Source organism: Mucilaginibacter lappiensis (assembly GCF_900155965.1).
In the GTDB taxonomy this organism is placed as follows: Bacteria; Bacteroidota; Bacteroidia; order Sphingobacteriales; family Sphingobacteriaceae; genus Mucilaginibacter; species Mucilaginibacter lappiensis.
In genome coordinates, this window is record NZ_FTMG01000017.1 from 107,974 (window position 1) to 122,315 (window position 14,342).

13 protein-coding genes are annotated in these 14,342 nt (G+C 42.8%); 9 read left to right on the forward strand and 4 right to left on the reverse strand.

Annotation, left to right across the window (positions count from 1 at the left end; all coding sequences use genetic code 11):
* The first annotated feature begins 179 nt into the window (after window positions 1–179).
* The 3 genes from BW976_RS24445 to BW976_RS24455 all read left to right on the forward strand — a co-directional run bounded on the left by BW976_RS24445 (window position 180) and on the right by BW976_RS24455 (window position 4,087).
* Window positions 180–1,838 carry an ArnT family glycosyltransferase gene (locus tag BW976_RS24445; RefSeq protein WP_076377486.1) on the forward strand — a complete coding sequence of 553 codons (1,659 nt, stop codon included), beginning with the start codon at window positions 180–182 and terminating at the stop codon, window positions 1,836–1,838.
* A 76-nt stretch (window positions 1,839–1,914) separates the two neighbouring features.
* On the forward strand, window positions 1,915–2,811 hold the full coding sequence (locus BW976_RS24450) for an MBL fold metallo-hydrolase (protein ID WP_076377488.1): 897 nt from the start codon (window positions 1,915–1,917) through the stop codon (window positions 2,809–2,811).
* Between the two features lie 91 nt (window positions 2,812–2,902).
* Complete coding sequence (locus BW976_RS24455; protein WP_076377490.1) at window positions 2,903–4,087, forward strand: acetyltransferase domain-containing protein; 1,185 nt, start codon at window positions 2,903–2,905, stop codon at window positions 4,085–4,087.
* A gap of 123 nt (window positions 4,088–4,210) precedes the next feature.
* Here BW976_RS24455 and BW976_RS24460 read toward each other — a convergent pair whose 3' ends face one another.
* Window positions 4,211–5,101 carry an alpha/beta hydrolase gene (locus tag BW976_RS24460; RefSeq protein ID WP_076377492.1) on the reverse strand — a complete coding sequence of 297 codons (891 nt, stop codon included), beginning with the start codon at window positions 5,099–5,101 and terminating at the stop codon, window positions 4,211–4,213.
* A gap of 262 nt (window positions 5,102–5,363) precedes the next feature.
* Between BW976_RS24460 and trxA the strand changes: the two genes are divergently transcribed.
* The 6 genes from trxA (at window position 5,364) to BW976_RS24490 (ending at window position 12,065) form a co-directional block, all read left to right on the forward strand.
* A complete protein-coding gene (gene trxA / locus BW976_RS24465; protein ID WP_076377494.1) occupies window positions 5,364–5,669 on the forward strand; it encodes a thioredoxin in 306 nt (101 codons plus the stop codon).
* A 139-nt stretch (window positions 5,670–5,808) separates the two neighbouring features.
* Entirely contained in the window at window positions 5,809–6,462 is a 654-nt protein-coding gene (locus BW976_RS24470; protein WP_076377496.1) for a TetR family transcriptional regulator C-terminal domain-containing protein, read from the forward strand.
* A gap of 4 nt (window positions 6,463–6,466) precedes the next feature.
* The gene (locus BW976_RS24475) at window positions 6,467–7,831 is read left to right on the forward strand and encodes an ABC1 kinase family protein (RefSeq protein ID WP_076377497.1); all 1,365 of its coding nucleotides are present in this window, start codon (window positions 6,467–6,469) and stop codon (window positions 7,829–7,831) included.
* A gap of 539 nt (window positions 7,832–8,370) precedes the next feature.
* Window positions 8,371–9,816 (forward strand): SDR family oxidoreductase, encoded by a 1,446-nt coding sequence (locus BW976_RS24480; RefSeq protein WP_076377499.1) that lies wholly within the window; start codon window positions 8,371–8,373, stop codon window positions 9,814–9,816.
* A gap of 37 nt (window positions 9,817–9,853) precedes the next feature.
* Window positions 9,854–10,759, forward strand: coding sequence for a TIGR01777 family oxidoreductase (locus BW976_RS24485; protein WP_076377501.1), 906 nt, complete (start codon window positions 9,854–9,856; stop codon window positions 10,757–10,759).
* A complete protein-coding gene (locus BW976_RS24490; RefSeq protein WP_076377503.1) occupies window positions 10,752–12,065 on the forward strand; it encodes a cryptochrome/photolyase family protein in 1,314 nt (437 codons plus the stop codon). Before BW976_RS24485 ends, BW976_RS24490 begins: the two co-directional genes overlap by 8 nt.
* Window position 12,066: 1 nt before the next feature.
* Here BW976_RS24490 and BW976_RS24495 read toward each other — a convergent pair whose 3' ends face one another.
* The 3 genes from BW976_RS24495 to BW976_RS24505 form a co-directional block, all read right to left on the reverse strand.
* The gene (locus BW976_RS24495; RefSeq protein ID WP_076377505.1) at window positions 12,067–13,053 is read right to left on the reverse strand and encodes an FKBP-type peptidyl-prolyl cis-trans isomerase; all 987 of its coding nucleotides are present in this window, start codon (window positions 13,051–13,053) and stop codon (window positions 12,067–12,069) included.
* Window positions 13,054–13,173: 120 nt separating this feature from the next.
* Complete coding sequence (locus tag BW976_RS24500; protein ID WP_084192339.1) at window positions 13,174–13,683, reverse strand: FKBP-type peptidyl-prolyl cis-trans isomerase; 510 nt, start codon at window positions 13,681–13,683, stop codon at window positions 13,174–13,176.
* Between the two features lie 152 nt (window positions 13,684–13,835).
* Window positions 13,836–14,267 (reverse strand): MarR family winged helix-turn-helix transcriptional regulator, encoded by a 432-nt coding sequence (locus BW976_RS24505; RefSeq protein WP_175614176.1) that lies wholly within the window; start codon window positions 14,265–14,267, stop codon window positions 13,836–13,838.
* Between the last annotated feature and the right edge of the window lie 75 nt (window positions 14,268–14,342).

Consider the following 14,342-nt stretch of genomic DNA (forward strand, 5'->3'; position numbering starts at 1 on the left):
GTACAAGGTACTAAACTACCTTGTTTTAAAAACCACGACGTTAATAAATTGTTATGATTTACCTCATCCCGCCCTCTCCAAAGGAGAGAGTGTTAAAACCTGTTAAAGTAAAGGCCTCTCCTTTGTAGAGGCTTCCAAAATCTGCTTATATTTACAGCCGTCTTACCCCGCTTGTTCATATGCATCAACCCAGGACTACTCATCAAACCAAATGGCTATACCTCTTTATCGGTATGGCGGTGATCATCAATTTTACTGGTTTGTTTACTACCATTATGGGCCCCGATGCTAATTTGTATGCTAACATAGCCAAAACTATGGTACAGCGTAACAACTATGCCGACCTGTTTGCCTGGGGAACCGATTGGCTCGATAAGCCGCATTTTCCGTTTTGGGTAGCCGCCGTATTCTTTAAATGTTTTGGCTTTACCACCTGGGCCTATAAACTGCCGGGCATCCTGTTTATGATGATGGGTGTGGTGTATACCTATTATTTTGCCAAAGATCTGTACAATAAGCAAACCGCCCTGTGGGCTGTACTGATATTACTAACCGCTCAACATATCATCCTTTCCAATACAGATGTACGCGCCGAACCTTATTTAACCGGACTTATCATTGCCGCGGTTTATCATTTTTATAAAGCGTATACCCGAAATAGTTTTAGTCAGCTGGTACTGGCCTGCCTGTTTACCGCCTGCGCGGTGATGACCAAGGGTATGTTCGCCTTGATCACTATCGGGGGCGCTATAGTTGGGCATTTGATCATCACCCGGCAGTGGAAACAACTTTTTCATTGGCGCTGGCTGCTGGCTATAGTATTGGTGTTGCTGTTTATCACTCCCGAAGTATGGTGCCTGTACAAACAATTTGATCTCCACCCAGAAAAGGTAGTATTCGGACATACCGGTGTATCAGGCATCAAATTCTTTTTCTGGGATAGCCAGTTCGGGCGCTTTTTTAATACGGGCCCCATCAAAGGTCATGGCGATCCTACCTTTTTTATACATACCACGCTTTGGGCTTTTTTGCCCTGGTCGCTGTTATTGTTCGCGGCTATATTTCAGTTTATTAAAAAGGGAATCAAAAATGTGCAGGCACAAGAATGGTATTGCATCTGTGGATCGCTCATCACTTTCCTGCTGTTCTCCGCATCCAAATTTCAGCTGCCACATTATTTAAATATCGTATTCCCTTTTTTCGCCATCATCACGGCGCAATATCTCAAGGGGCTTAGCACCGAAAAAGGCATCAAAGCGATACGCATCACCCAAACTATTGTTATGGTGTTGATGCTGCTGATTACAGTTACGCTCTGGTATTTTTATCGCCCCGAAACCTTCGGCTGGCTTACCGGATCAATCATTTTCGTATTCCTGCTGATGCTGATATTTTTACCTGGACGGATTTCCACGGGCATGCAAAAAATCATTTTCAGCACGATGCTGGCTTCGTTTATCGTTAACCTGTTTCTTAACCTGTGCTTTTACCCATCGCTGTTGCATTACCAATCGGGCAGTGAGGCTGCCTTGTGGATCAACCAGAACAATCCGCAAAAACTGCCGGTTTATATTAATGACGGCCAGTTTCATGACGATTTCAGCTTTAACCTGCATGCGCCCTTCACTGAAGTTTCCGACTCTTCTCCAATAAAAAGCAAAGGCTTGCTGTATGCCAATACCGGGGTACTGCATAACCTGGGAACCAAAGGCTGGAAATTCACCGTTATCAAAACCTTTAAACATTATTCCGTAACTCGCCTTAAACCTACATTCCTGAACCGAAACACGCGCGAAACAGAATTATCGGAAGCACAGGTGGTGTTGTTAAACCCATAGGATATTGTTACATCAGGTAGGTTATCCGCTACTAATAATTACCTAAATTTACTTAGCTGTACCAATACAATAAACTATGCAACGTCGTCAGTTTTTAATTAATACCGCGCTTACCGCCGGTTCCGTAGCATTACTGGTTAACAAAAGCTTTGCATCCATGCTGGCCGACCCTACCTACCAGTTTAAACCTCTACGCAACAATGTAGGTATGTTTGCCGAGCAGGGCGGCACCATTGCCTGGTTGGTAAATAAAGAAGGAATTGTGGTGGTTGATGCCGAATTTCCGGACCCGGCCACACACCTGATAGCCGAGCTCAAAAAACAATCGGACCTGCCTTTTCAATGGCTCATCAATACCCATCACCATGGCGACCATACCAGCGGCAATATCTCCTTTAAAGGTATCGCCAAAAATGTAGCAGCACATGCCAATTCGCTTACCAATCAAAAAGCGGTGGCTGTTCAAAAACAAACCGAAGACAAGCAACTATACCCGGATACCACCTATACCGATAAATGGAAAATTAAAGTAGGCGACGAGCACATCACCGCGCACTATTTTGGCGCCGGCCATACCAATGGCGACAGTTTTATACACTTTGAAAATGCCAACATTGTACATACCGGCGACCTGGTGTTTAATCGCCGTTACCCTTTTGTTGACCGCAGCGCAGGCGCATCCTGCAAAAGTTGGATCACCGTGTTGGAAAAAGCACAAAAGCAATTTGATAAAAATACGCTGTTTGTTTTCGGTCATGCCTTCGATCCGCAAAAGGTAACCGGAAATATGGACGATGTAAAAGCTATGCACCACTTTATGGAAAGCCTGGTAACTTATGTAGACAGCAGCATCAAGGCCGGAAAAAGCAAAGAAGATATCCTCGCTATCAAAACCATTCCCGGCGTAACCGAATGGCAGGGCGATGGTATAGAGCGCGGGCTTACCGCCGCTTATGAAGAGCTTAGTGCTTAAAACCGATACTTTATTGCGGCGCTAAATACTTAAGCTATTACATTAAATATCAATCATTTAATGTATATTCAAATAACTTAAGCTTTTATCAATGTCATCACAATCAGTAAATAAACAGCGCATACAGTCAATTGATGTGCTACGCGGCATCATCATGCTCATTATGGCCATTGATCATGTGCGCGATTTTTTTCACCTGAGCAGTGTGAGCCCTACTGATATGGCCAACACTACACCGGCTTTGTTTTTCACCCGGTGGATAACACATTTTTGCGCACCTACGTTTGTTTTCCTAAGCGGCATATCGGCTAACCTGGCAGGCTCCAGGCGCAGCCCGGGCGAGTTCTCTGCCTTTCTGATCGAGCGGGGTCTCTGGCTTATTTTTGTAGAAGTTGTGCTCATTACCCTGGCTATATCGGCCAATCCGTTTTACAATTTCATTATTTTACAGGTAATATGGGCCATAGGTATCAGCATGATCATCTTAGGGTTGTTTAACCGCCTCCCGGTAAAAGTAATAGGTTTGATTGGTTTACTGCTGTTTTTTGGTCATAACCTGTTTGATTTGCCTGGCCTGTCTAATCCGGCAACAGACAGTGCTGCTACTAAGGTATTATTTACGGCAAGAGCTGCCATCATACCGTTGGGTGATTCACATTTTATATTTTGCCTCTACGCCATACTCCCCTGGACCAGCGTTATGCTATTGGGCTATGCTTTTGGCGCGCTTTACCGTTCGGGTTATGATGCCATACTGCGACGCAGGCAGCTACGCTATGCCGGCCTGATTACGTTAGGTATCTTTGTTATTCTGCGGGCTTTCAATATTTATGGCGATCCCTCGCCATGGGCGGTACAACGAAATACGTTGTTTACGATAATGTCATTTCTGAATACCACCAAATATCCTTGCTCCCTATTATACCTCTGTATGACGCTGGGCGTGGCGATGCTATTGCTATCGTACTTTGAGAAAATACAAAACAAGCTTACCGGTATATTTAATGTTTATGGCAAAGTCCCTTTCTTTTATTACGTACCCCATTTTTATATTATCCGGATATTGAGCATCATTTTCCTTTTGGCCTGGGGATATACCAGTAAAGATTTGATTACACCCAAATCCCCCATCTGGTTTCGTCCACCAACCTTTGGTTATAGCCTGCCGGTAGTTTACCTGATATGGCTGGCAGTGATCGCCTCGCTGTATTTTCCTTGCCGCTGGTTTGGTAAATACAAACAAACGCATAAGCAATGGTGGTTAAACTATTTGTAAGTTCTAAGTCTGAAGTCGAAAGTTGTAAGTCAACAAAAATAGGTGAATCAGATCGACACATAATCGTGCGGTCAAGTTTTATGCTTCGGACTTCAGACTCAAGACTTCAGACTTTCCAAGGGCTCAATGCAACACCTTTGGCCGTTCTCTCCTTACCGGGGTTAAATAGTTATTATCCGTTAGCCAGTCGGCCATGCGCTGCGGCCAGGTATTGATAGATTGCAGCTTGGAGCGGCTCCCCATATTAAAACCATGACTGCCTTGCGTGTATAAATGTACTTCTACCGGTATTTTGGCAGTACGATACAGGTTAAGCAGTTTCACTACCGATGGCGAGCAGCAAGGATCGTCATTAGCAGCCAGTAAAAATGCCGGCGGCGCATCAGCGGGCAGTGTATCAGGTATGTACAGCGGGCCAGGATATATCTGGATCACAAAGTTTGGCCGGGCATTCAACCTATCAATCGGATCAGGGGCATTTTGATCGCCTTTACCCGGGCCGTAAGCTACCATATCCACCACCTCGCCTCCCGCCGAAAAACCCATCATCCCTATCCTGTTGGTATCCAAACCATATTCGGCAGCCTTACTGCGCACCAGGCGCATGGCACGGTAACCATCCTGCTTGGCATGCACATCAATTTTATAGGGCGATAGCGTATCCCTACCCAAACGATATTTCAATACAAAAACAGTTACGCCCAGATTGCTGAGGTATTTACCAGGCTCAATTCCTTCGGCGGTATACACCAGCAAACGGTGCCCGCCGCCAGGGCACACCACAATAGCAGCACCGTTAGCCTTGCCTGCCGGCGGCGTAAAAACCGTAAGTGATGGATTGTGGATATTTTTTACCCAGTAATCTTTAGCCTGCTCGGGCTCATTTCTCCGGTTCTCAAAGCCCGGCGCTCCTTTGGCCCAGAGCGGTATCACCGTTGGTTTATCCTGCGCCATGATGGCCATAGGCAATGTAAAAAGTAGCAAGCAGAGGTAAATGGTTGGTTTGGTTTGCATGCTTAAATTTAGGGATTTTAAACTTAATACTTTGTCATCCTGAGCGACAGCGAAGGATCTATTATTTAATTATGCTTCCCGTAAATAGATGCTTCGCTGTCGCTCAGCATGACAAAATTATTTTCCCCAATTTATTAGAACTTCTTCATAACCCCAAAGTCATAATATACCACTGCTATGTAAATACCTTAAACTTTTACGAAATTAGAGTGTTCATATCACGTGGACTATGAACTTTCACCCTTGAACTAAAATAAGCGCTATGGCTAACTTCCAGGAAATTATAGCATCTGAAACCCCTGTACTGGTCGATTTTTCGGCCGAGTGGTGCGGCCCTTGTAAAATGATGCCGCCGATATTGCAAGATGTAAAACACGCCCTTGGCGACAAGGTAAAGATCCTGAAAATAGATATCGACAAAAACCCCTCGGCGGCCAGCGCTTACAAGATACAAAGCGTACCTACCCTCATGATATTTCAAAAAGGGCAAACCAAATGGCGGCAAAGTGGGGTGATACAGGCCCGGCAATTACAACAGGCGGTTGAGCAGTTTATCAGCCCCCTCTAAACGGCGAAGCACTCATGAACACTAAAAACAAATAATAATGTTCATAATCTCCCCCTAAAGGGTGAGACTTTAAAAACATACACATAAAAGCACTCTCTTTTGGAGAGGATTAGGTGAGGCTCTTTAAAAATTCAAAATTATGGCAACTATCGAAAGCATCCAGAACGCGTATATTGATTATGTACTGACTGAGGGCGCGCAGCCTAAATCGGTTTACATTTTTGCCAAACAAAACGAAATGACCGAGGCTGAGTTTTACCAGTTCTTTGGTTCGTTTGAATCGGTTGAACAAAACATCTGGGCCGAATTCGCCCGCAAAACCCTAACGGAGATTCGCGGACAGGAAATCTGGGGCGGATACAGCGCCCGTGAAAAAGCATTATCGTTTTTTTATGGATTTTTCGAGCTGATCAAAAACAGCCGCAGCTTTGCCATTTACACCATCAATAAACAACCCAAAGGTTTTACTACCCCCCGCGTGTTTGAGCACTTAAAAGATATCTACGAAAACTTTGCCGACGAAATACTGAAAGAAGGTTTGGAATCATCAGAACTGAGCGATCGTAAGTTTTTCAGCAAACGTTATAAAGATGCCCTGTGGGTACAGTTTGTATTTGTGCTGAATTTTTGGGTGAATGATAATTCTGCCGGGTTCGAAAAAACCGACGAAGCTATTGAAAAAGGCGTTAACGTTACGTTCGATCTGTTTCAGCGCTCGCCTATCGACAACCTGTTTGAGTATGGTAAGTTTCTGGTTAAAAACGGCGCTATAAAGGATAAGATGGGGTTTTAATACGATGACAAACGATAAGAAAGTCTCCCCTACCGGGGGAGATTTAGAGGGGGCTAGCACTCCCGAACAAAACAGTATGCCCACCACCAAGGTGCAGCGTTCGGCCAAATTTGTTACTACGGGTATCAAAATTGGCGGTAACTATATTAAGCATTACTCTAAAAAGCTGTTCAACCCGGATATGGACAAATCTGAGCTAAACGAGGATAATGCCACAGACATTTACAAATCATTAAGCGAACTCAAAGGCAGCGCCCTCAAAGTGGCGCAAATGCTCAGCATGGATAAAAACCTCCTGCCACAGGCCTATGTTGATAAATTCACCCAATCGCAATACAACGCGCCGCCGCTTTCGGGGCCGCTGATCGTACAAACCTTCAGAAAATATTTCGGCAAAAACCCCGATCAGATATTTGATAAATTCAATATCCGCTCTACCAATGCGGCATCCATCGGCCAGGTTCACCAGGCTGAGTTAAACGGTAAAAAACTGGCGGTTAAGATCCAGTATCCTGGTGTGGGCGATTCTATATCGTCCGACCTGAAACTGGTAAAGCCCTTCGCCTTTCGGATGCTGGGCATGAGTGAGCGCGAACTGGATATTTATATGCGCGAGGTAGAAGAGCGCCTGCTGGAAGAAACAGACTACGAATTGGAAGTACGGCGCTCCATCGAATTTTCGACCGCCTGCGCCAACCTGGATAACATCGTATTTCCACAATATTATCCCGAACTCAGCAGCAAGCGCATCATCACCATGGACTGGCTGGAAGGTAAACACCTCCGAGAGTTTCTGGCTACCAATCCGTCGCAGGGACTCCGTAACCAGATAGGACAGGCCTTGTGGGATTTTTATAATTTTCAACAGCATGAACTGCGCGCCGTACATGCCGACCCGCATCCTGGCAATTTCATGATCACCCCCGAAGGTAAACTGGGCGTTATTGATTTTGGCTGCATTAAGGAAATGCCCGAGGATTTTTATTATCCCTTCTTCTCGCTTACCTCCACCAATTTGCTGGATAATAAAACGGAAACCATCAAAGCTTTCCGTCAGTTGGATATGATCCACAAGGGTGATACCCCTACGCAGATTGAATTTTATTATACCCAGTTCCGCGAAATGATAGAGCTATTCGCCATGCCTTATATCCATGATCATTTTGATTTTAGTGAAACAGCCTTTTTCGACCAGCTATACCGCTTTGGCGAGCGCCTGTCCAAACTACCCGAGTTTAAACAAGCCCGCGGCGTAAAGCATTTTATCTACGTAAACCGCACCAACTTCGGTCTGTACAATATTCTGCATGAGCTCAAAGCCCAGGTTAAAACCGATACTTATAAACCACATGTAATGCTGGAGTATTGAAGTTTGCCTTATAAATGCGAGGAGATTGCCACGCTTCGCTCGCAATTACATGTGTTTTATTGTTTAACAGATGTTTCACAGCGTTCAGTATGACAAATCTCCTTGTGAAATGATTTGGTCATCTCAGCAAATTTTCATATATTTACATATCACACAGCCCGATTGTCTTTTTATCAGATAATCGGGCTGTTTTGTTAAGATCAAAACAGGGACAAAACCGCTCGATTAGTATTTAGCTATTTGATAATCAATAAATTAATACTTTTTAAACCTTTCAAAGGCTATCAAAATCGTGTTAAAATTTGTTAAAAAGTGTTAAAATGGCTGTTTTTAAAGTGGTTTTGAGCTGTTTTCAGTCTGTTTTTGAGCAGAAAAGTGTTAAAATTTAAGGTTTAAAAAGTTTTTAGTCCTTAGATTAGCCTGGGCTTGCAACATGTTCATCGCTATTTCAAGTGTACACTTATAGCCTTTTTGTTTAAACATATTATAATACTTGTTGGGTATTTAAAACACCCAACCTTTTTTATTGTTGCCCATAAATGAAGGTTTTACTTGCCGGTGCTAATGGTTACATAGGTACAAGACTTATTCCCATTTTGTTGGAGAAAGGTCATGAGGTAGTTTGTCTGGTACGTGATAAAAGGCGCTTTCATGAGCAGAGCGATTTTGGCGATCGCGTTACCCTTGTTACCGGCGATTTGTTGCGGGAGCAAAACATAGAAATATTTCCAGTGGATATTGATGCGGCTTATTACCTAGTTCATTCCATGTCGCAATCGCAGGATTTTGAAGCTCTGGAGGCGCTATCAGCCTATAACTTTGTTCACCAACTTGATCAAACCAACTGTCGCCAAACCATCTTTTTAAGTGGCATCAGCAATGATGATAATCTATCTAAACACCTAGAATCGCGCAAACATGTAGAGGATGTTCTGAAAGAGGGAAAATCGGCACTTACCGTATTGCGGGCGGCAATCATTATTGGCTCAGGTAGCGCCTCCTTCGAGATCATACGTGACCTGACCGAAAAGCTACCCTTGATGACCGTACCTCGCTGGGTAAACAGCCGCTGCCAACCCATTGCCATACGCGATGTACTGGCCTACCTGGAAGGTGTGATATTGAATGAACAAACTTTTAATCGAAGCTTTGATATTGGTGGACCAGGCATATTAACTTTTAAGGAAATGATGCTGGGTTATGCTAAAGCACGCAAGCTCAAAAGATACATCGTTACCATACCATTCCTATCGCCAAAAATATCCTCCTATTGGTTATATTTTGTAACCTCGGTAAACTATACCCTGGCTCAAAGTCTGGTGAACAGCATGAAGAATGAAACCATTATGCATGAACATCATATAGATACTATTATTCCACGCCAGTGCCTCACCTATGAGGAGGCTTTGAGCCTGGCCTTTATGAAAATTGAACAAAACTCCATCGTTTCCAGCTGGAAGGATGCGTTGAATATGGGTTATCTTAATTCTGGTTTTATGGACCAGATTAAGGTACCGCAAAATGGTACGCTGGAATATAAGGTAAAAAAAAACTTTGAACGTCGTAGCGAGGAAGTGTTTACCAATTTTATGTCGATAGGTGGCAATCGCGGCTGGTATTACTGGGATTGGATCTGGAATATACGCGGGTTTCTGGATAAAATATTTGGAGGCGTAGGTTCAAGGCGCGGTCGTACTAGTAGTATAAATATTTCACCTGGTGATGTTATTGATTTTTGGCGGGTATTACTAGCCGATAAACAGGGCAAGCGTTTGCTATTATATGCCGAAATGAAATTACCAGGCGAGGCTTGGCTGGAGTTTAAAATAATTGAGCGCAATGGGGAAAAAAACCTGAGTCAGGTAGCTACCTTTAGGCCTAATGGCTTATGGGGCCGTTTGTATTGGTATGCCATGTGGCCCTTCCATTTATTTATTTTTAATGGCATGGCCCGTAAAATTGTAAGTTACCGGGAAAGCATTTGATGCTTAACCTATTAATTAAATTCATAAAATAAAAAGTATGAGTAAAAACATCCTGATAACAGGCGCGTCGGGCTCTGTGGGTAAACGGCTCACCCAGTTGTTGCTTGATAAGGGTTATCGGGTAAGCGCTTTGAGTCGCACCCCGGGACAAAACCCAATGGTTAAAACCTTTATATGGGATATTAACCAGGGTATTATTGATACAAATTGTATAGAAGGCATAGACACCATAATTCACTTGACCGGAGCAGGAATAGCCGAAAAACGATGGACAGATGCGCGTAAAAAGGAATTAATAGATAGCCGTACCAAATCGATCAGCCTGATATATGATCTGCTAAAAAATGGAGACCACCAGGTAACCTCCGTTATTTCTGCATCAGCCATAGGTTATTACAGCAACCGCGGCGATGAATTGATGACAGAAGAAAGCACTCCCAATACCGATTTTATGGCCAATTGCTGTGTTGAATGGGAAAATGCCGTTGATGAGGGCCAAAACCTTGGGTTGCGTATTGTAAAATTCCGTACAGGTGTAGTGTTGGATAAAGATGGCGGTGCGCTGCCAAAACTGGCTAAACCCATAAAGCTGTATGTAGGCTCACCTATCGGTAATGGCCGGCAATGGATCCCCTGGATACACTGGAGAGATGTAGTGAACATGTATATGCACGGTATTGAGAATATCACTTTTAGGGGTATCTACAATATGGCGGCCCCTAACCCGGTTACCAACGCACAGCTAACCCAGGCTCTAGCCAATCAATTGCACAAACCACTTTGGGCTCCAAACGTACCTGCTTTTGTACTAAAACTGATGCTTGGCGAAATGAGCACTATTGTTTTAGGAAGCACCAAAGTTTCAGTACAAAAGATTCAGGATGCGGGCTTCCAATTTAAATTCACGGAAGTGTCTGCGGCACTAAAAGAAATTTATGGATAAAAAAACTCCGGTAACCGTTTTCTGGTTTCGCCGCGACTTGCGCTTAGCTGACAATGCGGGTTTATATCATGCTTTAAAAAGTGGCAATCCGGTATTACCCCTCTTTATTTTTGATAAAGAGATACTGGATCATCTGGAAGATAAGGACGATGCCCGTGTAACCTTTATTCATCAAACCATTGAGCAGCTGGATAAAGAACTGCTTAAACTAGGCAGCATTCTAAAGGTCATGTATGATAAAGCCGAAGATGCCTGGGACAATATCATTCAGGAGCATCATATTGCTGATGTTTATGCTAATCATGATTACGAACGTTATGCTATAAAACGCGATAATGCCGTAAAAGAAAAATTAAACAAGCATGGCATCGAATTAAAGACATTTAAAGACCAGGTTATTTTTGAAAAGGACGAAGTTATTAAGGATGACGGAAAGCCTTACACCGTTTACACGCCCTATCAGCGTAAATGGTACAACACGTTGAAACCATTTTATCTGAAGGCCTACCCTACCGAAAAGTACCTAAAAAACCTGGTTAAAACCAAAGCGCTGCCTATCCCTTCACTGAAAGAAATGGGATTTGAAAAAAGTAACATATCCTTCCCCAATCAGGAGTATAAATATGTAATTGCTGATTATAAAGCAAAACGGGATTTTCCGGCTATTAAAGGCACATCATGCATCAGTTTGCATTTGCGCTTTGGTACGGTAAGTATTCGGGAGTTAATAGAAACAGCTTATGCTAGCCCCGACAAAACCTGGCTCAATGAATTGATATGGCGGGAGTTTTATATGATGATCCTCTACCATTTCCCACATACTGTGGATCATGCTTTTAGACCGGAATATGACCGTATTAAATGGGTAAATAATGAAATACAATTTACGGCCTGGTGTAATGGGCAAACCGGTTATCCCATTGTAGATGCCGGTATGCGTGAATTAAATGCTACAGGTTTTATGCATAACCGGGTACGCATGATAGTGGCCAGCTTTTTAAGCAAACACCTGTTGATAGACTGGCGGTGGGGCGAGCACTATTTTGCCCGGAAACTACTTGATTATGAAATGGCCAGCAATGTAGGTGGCTGGCAATGGGCTGCAGGCTCGGGTACGGATGCTGCTCCATATTTCCGCATATTTAGCCCGGATGCTCAAACCAAGAAATTTGACCCACAATTACAATATATCAAAAAATGGGTCCCAGAATATGCCGATTTTAGCAAATATCCGAAACCCATTATTGATCACGCCTTTGCACGTGAGCGTTGTTTAAAAGCTTTTAAAGAGGCTTTGGGTAAATAATTTAAGGGTTAGTAACAGTTCCTATCGTGAAGTCAAAATGCAGCGTAACGTTGCCCCCAATTCCGGTAGTACCCGCTTTACCATAACCCAATCTTGATGGTATAAGCATGGATACCACAGCACCAGCCTTTTGCCCCTTTAGTGCCTCTTGTACACCTGGTACAATGCTGGCTATTGTAAATGACGAAAGATTGGTTGTACCAGTTGTACCGGCATCCGTTGCTGTGCTTCCAAATACAACATCATTTAAGTATTTACCGGTATAATTAGCAGTAAAGGATGATGCATCACTTAGTACATCAGTACCCGTACCTGGTGTAATTACCTTATAAGTTAAACCCCAGCCTCTATTTGATTTATTGACCGTGTCTATAGGTGTATAACCCGATAAATTATTTCTCTTCATATAGTCTCTGATCAAATAGTCGTCATAGGCAGTAACGTTCGAAACAACATTGATATAATAATCCAGGCACTGATTGCCCAATATACGGGTACCGGTATTACTCGAACTACCTGTACCAACACCGTTAACACCATAAGCTACCCGCGATGGGATAAGCAATCTGGCCCTTGTTCCTCTATATTTAATAATATCATGTATCGCACTCTGCAATCCCTTGGTAAAGCCAAGCACTGGCCCTCCAAATGATATATGCCCTAATAAACCATCAAAGTGGGCAAGGTTAAGTGTATCAGTGTTAACATATTTACCATCAAACGATTTTACTGTTAAAACAAATGCCACACTATCCGGATAATCTAAAGGCGTCCCAGTGGTTGAACCTTGCGAAAGTATTTGGTAATATATACCGCTGGTATCACCGTTGGACACATCCCTTTTCATACCGGTAAGCCCGTTGGCGCTGATATAGTTTTGTATCTGGGTTTGGTCGTATTGCGTGATATTAGGATCGTTTGATGTTTTCCGGCAGGATATTAAACCTATACAGGTAATTAATAGAAGCGTAAAAATTGTTTGTTTCATTTAAATTTGTTTGTTTTTTTAACTGTTAAATGGAACTCATATACTCTATAGTTTCATTTAAGTTATTTATTTTTTGGCTCAACGGCAGTTTTATCTGCTATCCACCTTAATCTTTTATTCTTAATTGATCACGTTATACAACTGTATATCAAAATCAAGTACTGAATTTGCCGGCAAATGTAGCGAATCCTGCGCATACGGCCCATAAGCATATCTCGATGGTATAAATAATCTAATTTTACCATTCTTTTTCATCAGTGGTATACCTAATTGCCAACCCCTCATTACATCACTCAAGCGATATGAGGGATGAAAGTTATCAGTGTGAGCAATTACAACCTGCGATGTCAGTATCCGCCCGGTGTACCCAACAGTAACCTGAGTTGAACTGGTAAACAGATCATTACCTATCCCTTCCTCGCCCGGTTTTATAATATAATAAACCCCCGAAGTATCAGTCGATTTACTATCTGTGCGTTGGGCGGTAAGATTATTTGCTTTCAAATAATCCTGTATCAATTTATCATCAATAGCTTTCTGCGCATTGTATTGAATCAGAGGGTCGGTTGTTTTTTTACATGCACCAAAACCAATAATAATCACAAATAAAGCTAACAGCGTCCTGTTCATTTTTCAAAAGGCAAATTTATTCTTTTATAATAGAAAAACGGCAGCTTAACATTTTTTAACAATTAATAACCCCGTAAGCCCACCATCGCCCTATACTTAGGGCTTAATTTTTTGAATAAAACGTTCAATTTAAGGTAAAAGTGTAGAAGTAATCATGGTTTGTAGTTCAGCGTAAGCTTATTGATCTTCTTAAGCATTTCGGTGAGGTATTGCTTATCGGCTTCGCTGATGTGTGAATCGAGATAATTATTGAACTGTTTTACCACGGCACGGGCCTGATGACGTTTTTCCTTTCCCAGTTCAGTCAAATATATTTTAACCGAACGTTTATCACCCTGGTTGGATTCGCGATATATCAGCCCCGTTTTTTCTAGCTGACTAAGCATCCTAGACAAACTGGTTGATTTTAGGCCCAACAATGCAGCAGCCTGCGAAACGGTAGTACCTTCTTTTTCGTCAATATTAATCAACAAATAGCCAATGGACTGGGTAATGCCAAATTCCGTAACCAACTGGTTATACCGGTTAGCAACCGTTTGCCAAACTATCTTTAAAAAATAGTCAATCGTTTCCTGATGTTTAATGCTGTTTTGCATGCATACCAAACGTAAGAAATGCTTGTTGATTACGCAAGCGAAATTTTAGTTCATTGGTTCACT

What these genes read in the sequence shown, in the direction of transcription:
- BW976_RS24445 (WP_076377486.1), top strand. Translation starts at nt 180, where the DNA reads ATGCATCAACCCAGGACTACTCATCAAACCAAATGGCTATACCTCTTT.
- BW976_RS24450 (WP_076377488.1), top strand. Translation starts at nt 1,915, where the DNA reads ATGCAACGTCGTCAGTTTTTAATTAATACCGCGCTTACCGCCGGTTCC.
- BW976_RS24455 (WP_076377490.1), top strand. Translation starts at nt 2,903, where the DNA reads ATGTCATCACAATCAGTAAATAAACAGCGCATACAGTCAATTGATGTG.
- BW976_RS24460 (WP_076377492.1), bottom strand. Translation starts at nt 5,101, where the DNA reads ATGCAAACCAAACCAACCATTTACCTCTGCTTGCTACTTTTTACATTG.
- trxA (WP_076377494.1), top strand. Translation starts at nt 5,364, where the DNA reads ATGGCTAACTTCCAGGAAATTATAGCATCTGAAACCCCTGTACTGGTC.
- BW976_RS24470 (WP_076377496.1), top strand. Translation starts at nt 5,809, where the DNA reads ATGGCAACTATCGAAAGCATCCAGAACGCGTATATTGATTATGTACTG.
- BW976_RS24475 (WP_076377497.1), top strand. Translation starts at nt 6,467, where the DNA reads ATGACAAACGATAAGAAAGTCTCCCCTACCGGGGGAGATTTAGAGGGG.
- BW976_RS24480 (WP_076377499.1), top strand. Translation starts at nt 8,371, where the DNA reads ATGAAGGTTTTACTTGCCGGTGCTAATGGTTACATAGGTACAAGACTT.
- BW976_RS24485 (WP_076377501.1), top strand. Translation starts at nt 9,854, where the DNA reads ATGAGTAAAAACATCCTGATAACAGGCGCGTCGGGCTCTGTGGGTAAA.
- BW976_RS24490 (WP_076377503.1), top strand. Translation starts at nt 10,752, where the DNA reads ATGGATAAAAAAACTCCGGTAACCGTTTTCTGGTTTCGCCGCGACTTG.
- BW976_RS24495 (WP_076377505.1), bottom strand. Translation starts at nt 13,053, where the DNA reads ATGAAACAAACAATTTTTACGCTTCTATTAATTACCTGTATAGGTTTA.
- BW976_RS24500 (WP_084192339.1), bottom strand. Translation starts at nt 13,683, where the DNA reads ATGAACAGGACGCTGTTAGCTTTATTTGTGATTATTATTGGTTTTGGT.